Origin of the sequence: Halomonas sp. 141 (genome assembly GCF_002810305.1) — a bacterium.
GTDB lineage: Bacteria > Pseudomonadota > Gammaproteobacteria > Pseudomonadales > Halomonadaceae > Vreelandella > Vreelandella stevensii.
Window position 1 is genome coordinate 56,517 of sequence record NZ_PINZ01000002.1, and the last position, 17,309, is coordinate 73,825.

General features: G+C 62.1%; 14 protein-coding genes. 13 read left to right on the forward strand and 1 reads right to left on the reverse strand.

Going from position 1 to position 17,309, the window contains the following annotated elements; translation table 11 throughout:
* The first annotated feature begins 83 nt into the window (after positions 1-83).
* The 11 genes from CWI66_RS01630 to CWI66_RS01680 all read left to right on the forward strand — a co-directional run bounded on the left by CWI66_RS01630 (position 84) and on the right by CWI66_RS01680 (position 13,287).
* Entirely contained in the window at positions 84-1,577 is a 1,494-nt protein-coding gene (locus CWI66_RS01630) for an NAD(P)H-hydrate dehydratase (protein WP_100730757.1), read from the forward strand.
* 11 nt (positions 1,578-1,588) lie between these two features.
* Positions 1,589-2,086, forward strand: a complete 498-nt coding sequence (gene tsaE / locus CWI66_RS01635) for a tRNA (adenosine(37)-N6)-threonylcarbamoyltransferase complex ATPase subunit type 1 TsaE (protein WP_100730758.1) — start codon at positions 1,589-1,591, stop codon at positions 2,084-2,086.
* The gene (locus tag CWI66_RS01640) at positions 2,077-3,558 is read left to right on the forward strand and encodes an N-acetylmuramoyl-L-alanine amidase (RefSeq protein WP_446718672.1); all 1,482 of its coding nucleotides are present in this window, start codon (positions 2,077-2,079) and stop codon (positions 3,556-3,558) included. The genes tsaE and CWI66_RS01640 overlap by 10 nt, the downstream gene beginning before the upstream one ends.
* Positions 3,559-3,636: 78 nt before the next feature.
* Positions 3,637-5,547 (forward strand): DNA mismatch repair endonuclease MutL, encoded by a 1,911-nt coding sequence (gene mutL, locus CWI66_RS01645; protein ID WP_100730759.1) that lies wholly within the window; start codon positions 3,637-3,639, stop codon positions 5,545-5,547.
* 47 nt (positions 5,548-5,594) lie between these two features.
* The gene (miaA, locus tag CWI66_RS01650) at positions 5,595-6,533 is read left to right on the forward strand and encodes a tRNA (adenosine(37)-N6)-dimethylallyltransferase MiaA (protein WP_100730760.1); all 939 of its coding nucleotides are present in this window, start codon (positions 5,595-5,597) and stop codon (positions 6,531-6,533) included.
* 163 nt (positions 6,534-6,696) lie between these two features.
* Positions 6,697-6,945, forward strand: coding sequence for an RNA chaperone Hfq (gene hfq, locus CWI66_RS01655; protein ID WP_016913446.1), 249 nt, complete (start codon positions 6,697-6,699; stop codon positions 6,943-6,945).
* Positions 6,946-6,981: 36 nt separating this feature from the next.
* Positions 6,982-8,292, forward strand: a complete 1,311-nt coding sequence (gene hflX / locus CWI66_RS01660; RefSeq protein ID WP_100730761.1) for a ribosome rescue GTPase HflX — start codon at positions 6,982-6,984, stop codon at positions 8,290-8,292.
* 145 nt (positions 8,293-8,437) lie between these two features.
* Entirely contained in the window at positions 8,438-9,718 is a 1,281-nt protein-coding gene (gene hflK, locus CWI66_RS01665) for an FtsH protease activity modulator HflK (RefSeq protein ID WP_100730762.1), read from the forward strand.
* Complete coding sequence (gene hflC, locus CWI66_RS01670) at positions 9,719-10,603, forward strand: protease modulator HflC (RefSeq protein WP_016913449.1); 885 nt, start codon at positions 9,719-9,721, stop codon at positions 10,601-10,603.
* 195 nt (positions 10,604-10,798) lie between these two features.
* Positions 10,799-11,992: an ATP phosphoribosyltransferase regulatory subunit gene (locus CWI66_RS01675; protein ID WP_100730763.1), complete on the forward strand. Its 1,194-nt coding sequence runs from the start codon at positions 10,799-10,801 to the stop codon at positions 11,990-11,992.
* Positions 11,992-13,287: an adenylosuccinate synthase gene (locus CWI66_RS01680; protein WP_081194201.1), complete on the forward strand. Its 1,296-nt coding sequence runs from the start codon at positions 11,992-11,994 to the stop codon at positions 13,285-13,287. The genes CWI66_RS01675 and CWI66_RS01680 overlap by 1 nt, the downstream gene beginning before the upstream one ends.
* Positions 13,288-13,357: 70 nt before the next feature.
* Here CWI66_RS01680 and cobO read toward each other — a convergent pair whose 3' ends face one another.
* Complete coding sequence (cobO, locus tag CWI66_RS01685; RefSeq protein ID WP_100730764.1) at positions 13,358-13,957, reverse strand: cob(I)yrinic acid a,c-diamide adenosyltransferase; 600 nt, start codon at positions 13,955-13,957, stop codon at positions 13,358-13,360.
* Positions 13,958-14,087: 130 nt separating this feature from the next.
* Between cobO and CWI66_RS01690 the strand changes: the two genes are divergently transcribed.
* Entirely contained in the window at positions 14,088-14,573 is a 486-nt protein-coding gene (locus CWI66_RS01690; RefSeq protein WP_039177529.1) for a YajQ family cyclic di-GMP-binding protein, read from the forward strand.
* Between the two features lie 78 nt (positions 14,574-14,651).
* On the forward strand, positions 14,652-17,282 hold the full coding sequence (gene pepN, locus CWI66_RS01695; RefSeq protein ID WP_100730765.1) for an aminopeptidase N: 2,631 nt from the start codon (positions 14,652-14,654) through the stop codon (positions 17,280-17,282).
* Positions 17,283-17,309 lie beyond the last annotated feature (27 nt).

Consider the following 17,309-nt stretch of genomic DNA (forward strand, 5'->3'; position numbering starts at 1 on the left):
ACGCTTTCATACGATATCCACGGTGCTGCCGTGTCAATGAATACGGCGGTGCCTCGGCCCATGGCAGCCGCTAAGGAGAGACCGTGTCCACACTGAGTACCTCATCGTTACGCCCTTTGTACAAGGCAGCCCAGGTGCGTGAGCTGGATCGACGCACCATTGCCAGTGGCATCGACAGCTTCGCGCTGATGCAGCGTGCGGCCTCCAGCGCCTGGCACAGCTTTCGCTCGCGTTGGCCCCAGGCCCGCAGCGTCACGGTGCTGTGTGGAAGCGGCAACAACGGGGGCGATGGCCACGTGCTGGCGGCCCTGGCCATGCAGGCAGGGCTCAAGGTTCAGCGGCTTTCGACCAAACCCCTGGAAGCGCTCACGGGGGACGTGGCCAGGGCGGCGGAGCTGGCATCGGCCGCCGGGGTGGGATTCGACGAGTGGCAGCCCGCCACGACGCTGGTGGGGGAAGTGATCGTCGATGCCCTGCTGGGTACCGGGCTTGCCGGTGAGCCCCAGGGCAACATCCGCCAGGCCATCGAGGCCATCAATGGTGCGCACCAGCCGGTGCTGGCGCTGGACATTCCCTCGGGTCTGTCGGCGGATAGCGGGGCCGTGCTGGGCAGTGCGGTGGTGGCGGATGGCACCGTTACCTTCATTGGCGACAAAGTCGGGCTGCATACCGGCGACGCGCCAGCCTATACCGGCGAGATCGATTTTCGCCCGCTGGGCGTGAAGGCTCAGGCCTTTTTCGATATTCCGCCCACGGCCTGGCGGCTGGATGAAGCGCTGCTGGCCGACGCCTTTGCACCGCGTTCGCGGATCAGCCACAAGGGCAACCTGGGGCATGTGCTGGTCATGGGCGGCGCGCCCGGCTTTGGTGGAGCCGCCTTGCTGGCCGCCCAGGCCGCGGCGCGGCTAGGCGCGGGCAAGGTCAGCCTGGCGACGGCCGAGGAGCACATTACCGCCAGCCTGGTACGCTGCCCGGAAGTCATGGCCCGAGCCGTGCGCGGCGGGGCGGAGGCCGCCGGGTTGCCCGACACCGCCGACGTGGTGGTGATTGGCCCGGGGCTGGGGCAGGGCGCCTGGGGTCAGGCGCTGTTGCAAAGTGCACTGCAGGGGGCGACGCCGCTGGTGGTGGATGCCGATGCCCTGAACCTGCTGGCCAGCCGCTGGCCTGACGTGCGCCGCGATGACTGGATACTGACCCCGCATCCAGGGGAAGCCGCGCGACTGCTGGGGTGCACGGTGGCCGAGGTACAGGCGGACCGCCCCGAGGCGGCGCGGGCCTTGCAGCGTGCCCGTGGCGGCGTGGTGATCTTGAAAGGCGCAGGCAGCCTGATCGTCGGCCCCAGTGGGCTGGTGGTATGCCCATACGGGAATCCTGGCATGGCCAGCGGCGGCATGGGTGACGTGCTGAGCGGCATGCTGGGAGCCCTGGCAGGCCAGCATGACCGCCTGGAGTGGAGCGCCTGGCTGGGCGTCATGGTACACGGCCTGGCGGGTGATGCCGCCGCGAAAGCCAGCGGAGAGCGTGGCCTGTTGGCAAGTGATCTGGCATCCTATGCACGAGCGTTTATCAACCCGTGAAGGCAGCCCACATGCAGGTGCAATCAAGTGACGAAATGGCCCACGTTGCCTTTGGAGAAGCGCTGGGCAAGGCGCTGGAAGGTCGCGGGCGAGTGTATCTCGAAGGCGAACTTGGGGCAGGCAAGACGACGCTGACGCGAGGCATCTTGCGTGCCTATGGTTATCAGGGGGCGGTCAAAAGTCCCACGTATACCCTGGTAGAGCCCTACGAGCTAGGCGAGCAGCGGATTTATCACCTGGATCTTTACCGCCTTGCCGACCCGGAAGAGCTGGAGTTCATCGGCGGGCGAGAGGTGCTGTCCGACCAGGCCTTGTGCCTGGTGGAGTGGCCCAGCCAGGGCGCTGGCTGGCTGCCCGCGCCCGATCTATGGATACGCTTGCAGGTGGCGTCACCCGGTCGCCTGCTGACATTAAGTGCCGAGACGCCGCATGGAGTTGCGGCGTTGGCTCAGCTCGAAACGCTGGCGGCTGAACAGCAACAGGAGTGTGGTGTGGTTCAATGGACATGAGACAGTCATTGGTTGCCTGGGCAGGCAGGTTGGCCACCGGGTGCGCGCTGCTCTTGATGAGTAGTGCATCGTTGCAGGCAGCGACCGTCGAGAGCATGCGCCTGTGGGCGGCGCCCGATCATGCGCGGCTGGTGTTCGATTTGAGTGCCGCTGCCCAGGCCAATGTGTTTACCCTGGATAATCCGGCGCGGCTGGTCATCGACCTCGACGACAGCCAGCTCGATACCGACGTCTCGACGCTGCCCTTGGAGGGTAGCGCTATCGCTTCGGTGCGTACGGGCACGCGCGATGGCGGCGGCCTGCGGGTGGTGTTGGAACTCAACCGTGATATCTCTCCACGCCATTTCACCTTGCCGCCCAACGATCAGTACGGTCACCGGCTGGTGGTGGATCTGGAGTACCCCGGTGAAAGCGCCGTCGAAAACCCCATCGACCCCATCGAGGCGATGATCCGCGATCAGGAGATCATGGCGCAGCGTAGCGCCCAGGCCCAGCAGGCGGATGTGCCCAGTGCGGTGGCCGAGGTGCCCGAAGCACCCACCCAGCCGGTGGAGGTGCAGCCTGCGCAGCCCCACCCGCGTCGCGACATCATCATCGCCATCGATGCCGGGCACGGGGGGGAAGACCCCGGCGCCATCGGGCCTGCCGGTACTCGGGAAAAGGACGTGGTGCTGGAGATTTCCCGCCGCCTGGCCGCAGAGGTCAATCGAACCGAAGGCTTCAAGGCGGTACTGATTCGTGACGGTGACTACTATCTTGGCCTGCGCCAGCGCACCCAGCTGGCCCGAGAGCAGAAAGCCGATTTCTTCGTCTCCATCCATGCGGATGCTTTCACCAGCCCTCGGCCGCAAGGCAGCTCGGTGTATGCGCTTTCTCAGCGGGGGGCCACGTCGGAAACCGCTCAGTGGCTGGCCGACAGCGAAAACCGCGCCGACCTGATAGGCGGTGTCGACGGCAGTCTGTCGCTGCGCGACAAGGACCAGGTGCTGCGTGGCGTACTGCTCGACTTGACCATGACGGCCACGCTCAACGACTCGCTCTCCATCGGTGGGCAGGTGCTGGAGCAGTTGGGTCGGGTGAATCGCCTCCACAAGAGTCGCGTGGAGCAGGCCGGTTTCATGGTGCTCAAGTCGCCGGACATTCCGTCGCTGTTGATCGAGGTGGGCTTCATTTCCAATCCCGACGAAGAGCGACGGCTACGCGACCCGGTGCATCAGCAAGGCCTGTCGAGGGCGATTTTCAACGGCCTGCGCGAGCATTTTCAGAGCAACCCGCCACCGGCCAGTCTGCTGGCCTGGCAGCGCGACAATCAGCGCCGCCCCACGGGCAACGAATACCGTATCCAGTCTGGCGATACCCTGTCGGCTATCGCGATTCGCCATGGCGTGCCGGTGAACCAGCTCAAGCAGGCCAATGACCTGAACGGCGACGTGATTCGTGTGGGTCAGGTGCTGCGCATCCCCAGCTCTTGAAACGGATGACGAGCAGGCCGAGGCAACAGTGCTATGGAAACGAAGCAACGAAAACAGGTGAGGTGAAGGTTGGCTGAATTGACTTCTGCCGCTGGGCGGATACAGGTACTGGACCCCCGTCTGGCGAACCAGATTGCGGCCGGAGAAGTAGTCGAGCGGCCTTCGTCGGTGGCCAAGGAGTTGATCGAAAACGCCATCGATGCGGGCAGCCAGCGCATCGAGGTGGATATCGAGCAGGGCGGCGCCCGCTTGATCAAGATTCGCGACGACGGCATCGGTATCGGCGAGCAGGACCTGCCGCTGGCCCTGGCGCGTCATGCCACCAGCAAGATCACCAGCCTGGAAGATCTCGAAGGCGTCAGTTCGCTGGGGTTTCGTGGGGAGGCGCTGGCCTCCATCAGCTCGGTCTCCCGGCTGGAGCTGGTATCCAATGCTGAAGACGATCCTCGCCAAGGGTGGCGGGTGGTGGCGGAAGGGCGTGGCATGGAGGCCAGAGTGACGCCTGCGCCGCACCCGCGTGGTACCAGCGTGGCGGTGCGTGATTTGTTCTTCAACACGCCGGCCAGACGCAAGTTTCTGCGCACCGAGAAGACCGAGTTCGCCCATGTGGAAGAGGCGTTCCGCCGCCAGGCCTTGTCGCGTTACGATATTGGCTGGGTGCTGCGCCATAATCAGAAAGTGGTGCATCAACTGCCGCCCGGGGATACCGCCGCCGCGCGAGAGCGGCGCATCGCTTCGCTGCTGGGCAAGAACTTCATCGAGCATGCCCGCTACATCGAGCGGGAAGCCGGTGGGCTAAGACTCAGTGGCTGGGTGGGCCTGCCGACGCACTCGCGCTCCCAGGCGGACCAGCAGTACTTCTTCGTCAATGGGCGCGTCGTGCGCGACCGGCTGGTGGCCCACGCGGTGCGTCAGGCCTACCGAGACGTGCTCTACAACGGTCGGCATCCGGTCTTCGTGCTCTACCTGGAGCTGGACCCGGACGTGGTCGACGTCAACGTGCACCCCACCAAGCATGAAGTGCGCTTTCGCGATGGGCGCATGGTGCACGATTTTCTCTACTCCAGCCTGCATCACTGCCTGGCGGTGTCGCGGCCCAGTGAAGGTGCCGAGCCCGAGGTTGACCAAGCCCCGCAAGCCGAGTCGATTACGCCTGATGCCGAGCCGCCTGCGGCCCCGGCGCCACGCTGGCAGCAGCAGGGCATGGCGTTGGCGGAGAGTGAAGGCCGCCACCCAGGAGCCGAGCGGGTGCGGCGGTTCATGCAGGGCTATCAGGCGCTTCACCCCGACCATGAAGAGACGCTGCTGACGCCTCAGCCCAGCCCGCCAACGGCCACGATGCCTGAAGCCCATCAGGTGCGCGAGGCGCCGCCCGTCATGCCCCAGGAGGATGCCACGGCCGCGCCGCCGCTCGGGTTCGCGCTGGGTCAGCTGCATGGTGTTTATATTCTGGCTCAGAACGCCCAGGGGCTGGTGCTGGTGGATATGCATGCGGCCCATGAGCGCATCGTCTATGAGCGCATGAAGCAGCAGTGGTCTGCCGCGCAGGGGATCGATGCTCAGCCGCTGCTGGTGCCGGTGTCGCTGGCCGCCAGCCGCAGCGAAGTGGCGACAGCCGAAAGCGAGCGCGAGGCCATTGCGCAGCTAGGTATCGAGCTGGACGTGGCAGGGCCGGAAACGCTGCTGGTTCGCCAGTTGCCAGCCCTGCTGGCCCAGGCAGACCCCGAGGCACTGGTGCGCGAAATGCTGGAGGAGCTGTCGCGCTTTGGCCGCACTCATCAGGTAGAGGCGCGCATTCACGAGCTGCTCTCCACCATGGCTTGCCATGGCAGCGTGCGCGCCAATCGCCGCCTGACTCTGGATGAAATGAATGCGCTGCTGCGCGACATGGAGCGCACCGAGCGTAGCGACCAGTGTAACCATGGTCGCCCCACCTGGACGCAAATGAACATGAAGGCGCTCGATCGTCTGTTCTTGCGTGGCCAGTAGCCTTGAGACACCCCCTATGAACCTATTCCGTGAAGCAGGGCAGACCGATGGTTGACCAGCGCCCTTTGGCGATTTTCTTGATGGGACCTACCGCGGCAGGCAAGACCGATGCGGCCATTGCGCTGCACGAAACCCTGGGGCACGAACTGATCAGCGTCGATTCGGCCATGGTGTACCGTGGCATGGATATCGGCAGCGCCAAACCGAGTGCTGCGGAGCTGGCCCGCGCCCCCCATCGGCTGATCGACCTGCGGGACCCGGCAGACCCCTATTCCGCCGCTGATTTTCGTGAAGATGCGCTGCGTGAGATGCGGCAAATCAGCGCGGCAGGCAAAGTCCCCCTGTTGGTGGGCGGTACCATGCTCTACTTCAAACGCCTGGTGGAAGGGGTAGCCAATCTGCCCGCCGCAGACCCGCTCATTCGTGAGCGGCTGGCGGCCATGCAGGCAGAGCAAGGGCTGGCAGCACTGCATCGCGAACTGGCCAGCGTGGATCCGGTCTCGGCGGCGCGCATTCACCCCAACGACCCACAGCGGCTGATGCGTGCTCTGGAAGTGTTCCATGCCAGTGGCAGGCCGATGAGTGAACTGTGGGCTGAGCAGGAAGCGGAAACCTTTCCCTGGCGGGTGCTGTCGATAGCCTTGTCACCGCTCGATCGCTCGGTATTGCACCGGCGTATTGCCCAGCGATTTGACGCCATGCTGGATGAGGGCTTGATTGATGAGGTCGCCGCCCTCAAAAAGCGTAAAGATATTCATGCGGGCTTGCCCTCGATGAAAAGTGTTGGCTACCGTCAAGTATGGGAATATCTGGATGGTGAGTATGACCGGGACGAGCTGGTGTCCCGGGGAGTGATCGCTACGCGTCAACTGGCCAAGCGGCAGCTGACGTGGCTGCGTAGCTGGTCAGCGCTGCGCTGGATAGATACGCAGCAGCCGGATACGCTGGATAAGCTGCTGAAATTCGTGCGTGAAAGCGGTGCTTAGCGTAAGATAGTGATTTCGTGACAAGTGTTTTAGAGTGAGTGTTTTAGAGTGGCCTTTGGCGCTCGAATCGACTCTAGGCCTTTCGGGCAACAAGATTGCGGCGCAGCACCAGTAGGGCGCGCCATTTGATAACCAACCCCAACGACAGTTTAGGGAGAGCAACATGTCCAAAGGGCAGTCCCTTCAAGACCCGTACCTGAATATTTTGCGCAAGGAGCGCATTCCGGTCTCTATTTTCCTGGTAAACGGCATTAAGCTGCAGGGCCAGATTGAATCGTTTGACCAGTTTGTCATCTTGTTGCGCAATACCGTCAGTCAGATGGTTTATAAACACGCCATTTCCACCGTCGTGCCCTCGCGCAATGTGCGCCTGCCAGCACAGGATCCCTCAGCGGCTGACGCTGACATCTGAGACGGCTGGATGGCAAGAGAGTCCACGAGGTATTGATTGTTTTTTGAACGCCCTGAAGCCGGTGAAACGGCAGTCCTTGTTCACGTAGATTTCTATGATGAGCAGGCACGAGAAGACCCGGGTGAGTTCTTGGAGCTTGTGCGCTCTGCCGGTGCAGAGCCCGCGACGTTGCTCACAGCTAGCCGCCAGCGACCCGATTCCCGAACGTTCATCGGGAGCGGGAAGCTGGAGGAGCTGCGGGCGATGCTCGCAGCCCATGAAGCGGAACTGGTGATCTTCAACCACAGTTTAAGCCCTTCCCAGCAGCGTAACCTTGAGAAGGAACTCAAGTGTCGTGTCTTGGATCGCACCGGTCTGATTCTCGATATTTTTGCGCAGCGGGCGCGAACTCATGAGGGCAAGCTGCAAGTCGAGCTTGCCCAGCTCGAATACATGTCTACCCGTCTGATACGTGGGTGGACCCACCTTGAGCGGCAAAAAGGCGGCATTGGCCTGCGCGGTCCCGGCGAAACGCAGCTGGAGACCGATCGGCGATTGCTGCGTGCCCGCATCAAGTCTATCCACAAGCGTCTGGACAAGGTGCGCAGCCAGCGCGAGCAGAATCGCCGCGCTCGGGCCAGAGCCGAGATCCACAGCGTGTCGCTGGTGGGGTATACCAACGCTGGCAAGTCGACGCTATTCAACGCGCTGACCAGTGCTGAAGTCTATGCCGCCGATCAGCTGTTCGCGACGCTGGATCCGACGCTCAGACGGTTGGAAATAGAAGATGTCGGCCCCGTTGTGCTGGCCGATACAGTAGGCTTCATCCGTCACCTGCCGCACAAGCTGGTGGAGGCGTTCCAGGCGACCCTGCAAGAGGCTTCCGAAGCCACGTTGCTGGTCCACGTCATCGACGCTGCCGACCCGGACCGCGAATTGAACGTGGCGCAGGTGGACGAGGTGCTCAAGGAAATTGGTGCCGACAGCGTGCCGGTGCTCAAGGTCATGAACAAGATCGACAAGCTGGATAGCGCACCGCGCATCGAGTACGACGGTCATGGCGTGCCGAGCGTGGTATGGCTATCTGCTCAGCAGGGGCAGGGTCTGGAACTGCTGCACGAAGCGCTGTCAGAGCGTCTGGCCAATGACGTGATCGGTTTTTCGCTTACACTGTCACCAGAGCAGGGTAAGTTACGCGCTGGCTTGCATGAGCTTAACGCCGTACGCGAAGAGGGTTTTGATGAGCAAGGGCGCTCCGTGTTGGATGTGCGCTTGCCCAGGCGCGACTTTAACCAGTTGATGGCTCAACTGGGTGAGCGTGCCAATACCTATTTACCAGAAGCATTACGCGAATCTGACGAATGGTAGCCCTTCAAGTGCCGACTCCCTTGCTGCCCATGGTGCAGTGTTGTGGAAGTGTGGTACAAGATTGATATAGCAATAATATCAAAAGCACTCGGCCCTGCCAGAGCGCAAGGTACGGTGCAGGTGAACACCTTAGTGGAGACGAAGTATGGCCTGGAATGAGCCCGGTGGTGGCAACCAGCACGACCCCTGGAGCAGCGGGGGGCGTCGTGGCAACAATAACGGCGGTGACCGTGGTGGTAATAACGGCGGCAACAACGGCGGAGGCAATGGTGGGAACGGTGGTAACAACCAGGGGCCTCCCGACCTTGATGAAGCGCTCAAGAAGTTTCAAGACAAGCTGAACGGCATGCTGGGCGGCGGCAAGAAGAGCGGTGGCGGTAGCGGCGGCAACAAGGGCGGCGGCAAGCCGCGCAACTCGTTCGCACTGCCCGGCTTGCTGCTGATCGTGGCGCTGGCCATTTGGGGTGCGTCCGGTTTCTATCTGGTCGATCAGTCCGAGCGTGGCGTCGTGCTGCGTTTTGGTGAGTTCCAGGGCATCGTTAGTCCCGGTCTGCAGTGGAATCCGCCGCTGATCGACGATGTGCGTATGGTGAACGTCACCCGTGTTCGCTCCGTTGCACAGACCCAGTCGATGCTGACTCGCGATGAAAACATCGTCGAAGTCGAAATCTCTGCCCAGTATCAGGTGGCCAATCCGCGTGATTTCGTACTGAATGTGCGCGATCCGGCACTCTCCATCGAGAATGCGCTGGACTCGGCTCTGCGTCACGTGGTGGGCGGCACCGACATGATCGACATCCTGACCTCGGGTCGTGAAATTCTCGGTAGCTCGGTGGCCAGCCGCCTGCAGACCTATCTGGATGCCTATGGTGCCGGTATTCGTCTGCAGACCATCAACATCGAGTCCACCTCGGCGCCCGCGCCAGTGATCGATGCTTTCGATGACGTTATCCGTGCCCGCGAAGATCGCCAGCGGACCATCAACGAAGGTATGGCTTATGCCAACGCGATCATCCCGGCTGCACAAGGTCAGGCTCAGCGCGTGGTAGAGCAGGGGCAGGGTTACCGTGAATCGGTCGTTGCCGAAGCACAGGGTCAGGCCAACCGCTTCAATGCGCTGTTGACCGAATACCAGAACTCACCGGAAGTGATGCGCGAGCGTATGTACCTGGATGCCATCGAAGAAGTCTTTGGGAACACGCCCAAGGTGCTGCTGGATATCAGCGACAATGCGCCCTTGATGTACCTGCCGCTGGATCAGATGCGCAGTGGAAGCAGCAGCGGTTCGAGCAGCTCCAGCAGCAGCGACAGCAGCAGTAACAGCAGTGACGCCATCGACCCGCGCGTGCTCGATTCGCTGCGTACCAGTCAGGGTGGCGCTTCGTCATCATCCAGTAGTTCGTCCATTCGCAGGGAGGGTCGCTAAATGATTAATAACCGTTCCCTGCTGATCGTGGGTGGCCTGGCCGCAGTTGCCTGGCTGGCCAGCAACAGCCTGTACGTGGTGGATGAGACCGAGCGTGCCGTCAAGCTGCGCTTTGGTGAAGTCATCGAAGAGAACATTCAGCCTGGGCTTCACGTCAAGATTCCGATTGCCCAGACCGTGCGCAAGTTCGACGTGCGTCTGCTGACCCTCGATACCGATACCAGCCGTTATCTGACCCTCGAGCAGAAAGCGGTCATCGTCGACTCCTACGTCAAGTGGCAGGTGGTCAACCCCACCCGTTACTACGAGGCCACTGCGGGTGACGAGATGATGGCGGTACGCCTGATTCAGCCCCGAGTCGACGAAAGCCTGCGTAACGAGTTTGGTCGCCTCAATCTTCAGGAAATCATCGCCGAGCGCCGTGATGACCTGATGACCGGGCCCACCGGCGAACTCGACGAGCTGATGCGTGAAGAACTGGGCGTGGCGATTCGTGATATTCGTATCAAGCGGATCGACCTGCCGGAAGACGTATCCGCTGCCGTCTTCGAGCGGATGCGCTCCGAGCGTGAGCGTGAAGCGCGCGAGTGGCGTGCCCAGGGTCAGGAAGAGGCCGAGCGTATTCGCGCCAACGCCGACCGCCGCCGTCAGGTTCTGTTGGCGCAAGCCAACGAGCGTTCCGAGACCCTGCGTGGTGAAGGGGATGCCGAAGCCGCCGCGATCTTCTCCCAGGCTTACAGCCAGGATCAGGAATTCTTCGCCTTCTGGCGTAGCCTGAACGCCTACCGCCAGAGCTTCTCCGGCGACGGCAACCTGCTGGTACTGGAGCCAGACAGCGACTTCTTCCGCTACCTGCGCAGCGCCATGCCGGCCAGCGACGAGTAAGCGAAGGATGCTGGTTTCCCGCTGGGCGATGCGCCCGGCGGGGTTCAACTGGGCTCCAAACGTGGTAGACTTTATCAACCGGGCGTCGCCCGGTTTTTTTGTGGCCCCATGTTACGTGCGTTATCAGGCCGGGCAGGTCAAGATGCCCACCTGGTGCCGTCGGCCGGGCCTTCATCGTCTTGCAGGATTGTTCACATGACCATCGCTGACCGCTGGCTACTGCCCGACGGCATGGATGAGGTGCTGCCGCCTCAGGCAAGCCGCATGGAAGAGCTGCGCCGTGCGCTGCTCGATCTTTATCACGCCTGGGGCTATGACCAGGTAATGCCGCCACCGGTAGAATTTCTCGACTCGCTGCTGACCGGTACCGGTACCGACCTCGACCTCCAAACCTTCAAGCTGACCGACCAGCTGACGGGTCGCATGATGGGCGCCTCGGCAGACGTCACGCCCCAGGTAGCGCGAATGGATGCGCACTCGCTGAAGCGTCAGGGGCCGGTACGCCTGTGCTATTGCACCAACGTGCTGCGTGCCAAGGCCGACCAGCACCAGGGGGGGCGCAGCCCCGTGCAGGTGGGTGTCGAGCTGTTTGGCCATGCGGGGCTTGAAGCCGACAGCGAAATCATTCACTTGGCGCTTGCCAGCCTGCATGCCGCCGGTGCCAGTGAGATCCACCTGGCGCTGGGGCATATCGGTATTTATCGCAGCCTGGTCGAAGCCGCTGCGCTCAGCGAAGAGCAGGAGCGGGCGCTGTTCGAGGCGCTGGCGCTCAAATCGCCTGGGCAGTTGGCCGAGCAAGTGGCGGCCAGCGTCAAGGATCCGGTATTGGCGGATATGCTGGTGGCGCTTGGCGAACTGCACGGCAATGCCGACGTGCTGAGCGAAGCGCGTGAGCGGTTTGCGGGCGCACCGGCGCCGGTCAATGCCGCGCTGGATCAGCTGGAAGCGTTGTACAAAGGGGTGTTGGCGCGTTTCGATGTGGCCCTGTACTTCGACCTGGCCGAGCTGCGTGGCTATCAGTACCACACCGGCATGATGTTTGCGGCCTATGTTCCCGGTTATGGTTACGCATTGGCCAAGGGAGGGCGCTATGATGATACCGGGCGTGCCTTTGGACGTGCCCGCCCGGCGACGGGCTTTTCGATGGATCTGAAACAGCTGGCCTCCCTGGCGCCAGCGTCTCCTGACCGCAAAGCGGTGTGGGCGCCAGCCCAGGAGGATGAGTCGCTCAATGCTGCCATCGTGGCACTGCGCGAGCAGGGTGAACGCGTTATTCAAGCGCTGCCTGGGCAGCGTACTGGGCCGGCGGAGCACAACTGTGACCGCCGTCTTGAGTTTATCGACGGCCGTTGGCAGACAGCGGCCCTGACACAAGAGACGAGTGCATAATGGGTAAGAATGTCGTAGTCCTGGGGACTCAGTGGGGCGATGAAGGCAAAGGCAAGATCGTCGATCTGTTGACCGAATCCGCTTCTGCCGTGGTTCGCTTTCAAGGTGGCCACAATGCTGGCCATACGCTGGTCATTGATGGTGAGAAAACCGTTCTTCACCTGATTCCGTCCGGCGTGCTGCGTCCGGGCAAGACCTGCGTCATCGGCAATGGCGTCGTGCTCTCTCCGGAAGCCTTGATCAAGGAGATTCGTGAGCTGGAAGCCAAGGGCGTGCCGGTGCGTGAGCGTCTGCGCCTGTCGCCAGCCTGCCCGCTGATCCTGCCGTACCACGTGCGCCTGGATCAGGCGCGTGAAAAGGCCCGCGGCGTGGCCAAGATCGGCACTACCGGTCGTGGCATCGGCCCGGCTTATGAAGACAAGGTCGCCCGTCGTGGCCTGCGCCTGGGCGATATGCTGCATCGCGAGCGTTTTGCCTCCAAGCTGGGCGAAGTCCTCGATTACCACAACTTCGTCCTAGTGAATTACCACGGCGAACCGGCGGTGGATTTCCAGGAAGTGCTCGACAGCGCCATGCAGATGGCCGAAGAGCTGCGCCCCATGGTCAGCGATACCGTCAGCATGGTCCACGACCTGCGCAAGGCCGGTGAGAACATTCTGTTCGAAGGTGCTCAAGGCTCGCTGCTGGATATCGACCACGGTACCTACCCCTACGTGACCAGCTCCAACACCACGGCCGGTGGTACCGCCACCGGTTCTGGCGTGGGTCCGCTGTACCTGGATTACGTGCTGGGTATCACCAAGGCGTACACCACGCGTGTAGGCTCTGGCCCGTTCCCCACCGAGCTGTTCGACGACCACGGCCGCCACCTGGCCGAGCGCGGCCATGAGTTCGGCGCTACCACCGGGCGTCCGCGTCGCTGTGGCTGGTTCGACGCCGTGGCCCTGCGCCACGCCGTGCAGATCAACTCGGTCTCGGGTATCTGCTTGACCAAGCTGGACGTGCTCGATGGCCTGGAGAACATTCGCGTCTGTGTCGGCTATCGCAGCAAGGACGGTGAAGTGCTCGACAATCCGGTGGACTCAGAGGGCTACGAAGCCGTCGAGCCGGTCTATCACGACCTGCCGGGTTGGAAAGAGTCGACCCTGGGCGCCAGGAAGGTCGAAGATCTTCCCGCCAACGCCCGTGCCTACATCAGCTACCTGGAAGAGCAGGTAGGCACCAGCATCGATATCATCTCTACCGGCCCTGACCGCGTGGAAACCATTGTGCTGCGCAATCCCTTCGACAGCTAATACCTGCCGATGCCAGCCAAACGGGGCGACGGTGACGTCGCCCCGTTTTGTTTGCAGCCCTGGCGCGCACTCAAAAGTCGATGCCGCGCCGCGCCTGCAGGCCGTTATTGAAGGCGTGACGCACCTCCTGCATTTCCGTCACCGTGTCGGCCATGGCCACAAGCTCGCGATGGGCGTTGCGCCCCGTGATGATGACGGTTTGCTCTCTCGGTCGATTGGCCAAGGCCTGTTTGACCGTGGCGATGTCGAGATAGCCGAACTTGAGCATGTAGGTGATTTCATCGAGCACCACCAGGTAGGTGTCGGGGTCGCTCATCATGGCCTCGGCCTGCTGCCATACGGCCTGGCAGGCGGCGGTGTCGGCCTCGCGGTTTTGGGTATCCCAGGTGAAGCCGGTGGCCATGATGGCAACGCTCAAGTGCGGGTCTTCTTCCAGGCGATTGCGCTCGCCACACTCCCATAGCCCCTTGATGAACTGCACGACGCCGACTTTATAGCCGTAGCCCAGCGCCCGGGTCACGGTGCCCCAGGCAGCCGTGGTCTTGCCTTTGCCGTTGCCCGTATTGACCAGCAGCAGGCCACGCTGCTCGGTGGCCTTGGCGACTTTCTCGTCCACACGGGCCTTGAGTTTTTCCATGGCCGCCTTGTGGCGCGTCTCGCGATCGCTCATCGAATCTCCTCGTGATGGGGTGTCGTGCCCTGTCGAATTTACGCTGAGTAAAAACTTCGGGTAACAGAATTGGCCGCTGAGTGCCTTGCTGCTCTAGAATAGGAGGCTATGTCTCGATAGGAAACAGGTCATGCCATCTTTTGATATTGTGTCAGAGTTCGATCAACACGAAGCCGCCAATGCGGTGGATCAGGCGAACCGCGAAGTGCAGTCGCGCTTTGATTTTAAAGGCGTGGATGCCAGTTTTGCGCTGGAAGGCGACAAGGTACAGCTGGAAGCCGAAGTCGACTTCCAGCTCAAGCAGATGCTCGATGTGATGCGCAGTCGGCTGATCGCACGGGGTATCGATGCGCGCTGCATGGACGTCAAGGACCCGGTGCTTTCCGGGGTGAAAGCCCGCCAGGAGGTGGTGCTCAAGCAGGGGCTCGACCAGGCCGAAGCCAAGGACGTCGTCAAGCGTATCAAGGCCAGCAAGCTCAAGGTGCAGGCCCAGATTCAGGGTGAAAAGGTGCGCGTGACGGGCAAGAAGCGCGACGACCTGCAAAGCGTAATGGCCCTGCTGCGCGGCGAAGAGGGGCCCGACCTGCCGCTTCAGTTCGATAATTTCCGCGACTGATCACAACCGCATAGCCGCGTCGTGCAGCCGAAGGCTGCCACGGCGCGTTCACTTTATTGCCCACAGGAGTCACGAATCATGTCTGATCCGCAGCCGGTCTATTTAAGCGACTTCCAGCCGCCCGACTATCAGGTCACCCATACCGAGCTGACGTTTGATCTTGACCCCACCGCGACCCGTGTCAAGGCACGTTTGACCATTGAGCGCCATGCCCAGGCCGCGCCGCAGGCGCCGCTAGTGCTCAATGGCGAGCATTTGACCCTGCGCTCGCTTGAACTCGACGGTCGCTCGCTGGCAGAGAGCGATTACCAGTTGAGCGATACCCAGCTCACCATTGGTGAGGTGCCCGAAGCGTTCGTGCTGGAGAGTGAGGTCGAGATTTCACCCAGCACCAACACCGCTCTGGAAGGGCTCTATCAATCCAACGGCATGTACTGTACCCAGTGCGAGGCTGAGGGGTTTCGGCGTATCACCTTTTATCCTGACCGCCCCGACGTCATGGCCACTTACAGAGTCACGGTGGTGGGCGATGCCGAAAGCGAGCCAGTGCTGCTGGCCAACGGCAACCCCGTCGAGCGTGGCGAGCTGCCTGGCGGGCGTCACTTCGTCACCTGGGAAGACCCGCATCCCAAACCCTGCTACCTGTTTGCCCTGGTGGCAGGCAATCTGCACAAGGTCGAGGATCACTTCACGACCCTGAGCGGTCGTCGCGTGACCCTTCAGCTTTGGGTAGAGCAGGAAAACCTGAACAAGACCGATCACGCCATGGCATCGCTGAAGCGCTCCATGGCCTGGGATGAGCAGACCTACGGGCGTGAGTATGACCTGGACCTGTTCATGATCGTGGCGGTGAACGATTTCAACATGGGGGCCATGGAGAACAAGGGGCTGAACATCTTCAATTCGGCAGCCGTGTTGACCCACCCGGATACCGCCACCGATGCGGCTTTCCAGAACGTGGAAGGCATCGTGGCCCACGAATATTTCCACAACTGGTCGGGCAACCGGGTCACCTGTCGGGACTGGTTTCAGCTGTCGCTGAAAGAGGGCTTCACGGTCTTCCGGGACCAGTGCTTCTCGGCGGACGTCAACTCGGCGCCGGTCAAGCGTATTCAGGACGTATCGTTTTTCCGCACGGCGCAGTTTGCCGAAGATGCAGGCCCCACGGCTCACCCCGTACGCCCAGACCACTATATCGAAATCACCAATTTCTACACCCTGACCATTTACGAAAAGGGTGCTGAAATCGTACGGATGCTGCGCAACCTGCTGGGCTGGGAGGCGTTCCGTCGCGGTGCCGACCGCTACTTCGAGCGCTTCGACGGTCAGGCCGTGACCATCGAAGACTTCGTCGGCTGCATGGCCGAGGTATCGGGGCTGGATCTGGAGCAGTTCATGCGCTGGTACGCCCAGGCGGGCACCCCCGAGATAGACGCCAACGGCGAATACGACTATGCCAATGCGGTGTACCGCCTGACGCTGCGCCAGCGTACCCCGGCGACGCCCGGCCAGCCGGTGAAGCAGCCGCTGCACATCCCCGTGCGTATGGGGTTGGTAGGTACCAAGTCTGGCCACGACCTGACCCTGACGCTGAATGGCGAGTCGTTGGGCAAGGATGCCGTGGTGCACTTGACCGACGATGAGCAGACGTTTGTGTTCACCGACGTTCCTGAAGCGCCAGTACCTTCGCTGTTGCGCGATTTCTCGGCCCCGGTGAAGCTGCACTTCCCCTATTCACGGGAAGAGCTGGCGTTCTTGCTGACCCACGACAGCGATGGCTTCAATCGTTGGGATGCCGGTCAGCGGCTGGCCATGCTGGCGCTGGACGATCTGATCGCTGCTCATCGCAACGGGGTCGAAAAGGTCATGGACGGCCGCGTGGTGGAGGCTTTCAGAACTCTGTTGACTGGCCCCATGCAGGACAAGGCCGTGCTGGCCGAGATGCTGACGCTGCCCTCCGAGGCCTACATTGCCGAGCTGCAGCCGATCGTCGATGTGGATGCCATCCATGCGGCGCGAGAATTCGTTCGCCAGTCGTTGGCGCTGGCCCTGCGCGAGGAGTTCCTGGCGGTCTACCAGGATAATCTCAGTGATGCGGCCTATGCGCCTTCGGCTGAACAAATTGCCCAGCGCAGCCTCAAAAACGTGGCGCTCTCCTATCTGATGTCGATCGAGGATGACGAAGCCGTGGCGCTGTGCGAAGCGCAGTTTGCAGCGGGACACAACATGACCGATGTGCGGCACGCCCTGACGCTGCTGGCGCACAGCGACCGTGACGACCTGGCGGCGCCTGCGCTGAAAACGTTTGGCGAAAAGTGGGCCCACGACCCGCTGGTCATGGACCAGTGGTTTACCATCCAGGTTACCCGGCCTCAGGCGGATGTGCTGGAGCGGGTACGCTACTTGATGCAGCACCCGGCCTTCTCGATCAAGAACCCCAACAAGGTGCGTGCGCTGGTGGGGGCATTTGCTCAGAACCGGGTGAACTTCCATCGCCTGGACGGGCAGGGCTATGCTTTGCTGGCCGATGTGGTGATCGAGTTGAATCGACTCAACCCGGAAATTGCTGCACGGCTGATCACGCCGTTGACCCGCTGGCAGCGCTTTGACGAGGCTCGCCAGCAGCTGATGCGCCAGGAGCTGATGCGCATTCGCCAGGAGCCGCTTTCGGCGAACGTCTACGAGGTGGTCGAAAAAGCATTGGCTTAAGATCGTTCTTGCGGTTTAACCAGGGAA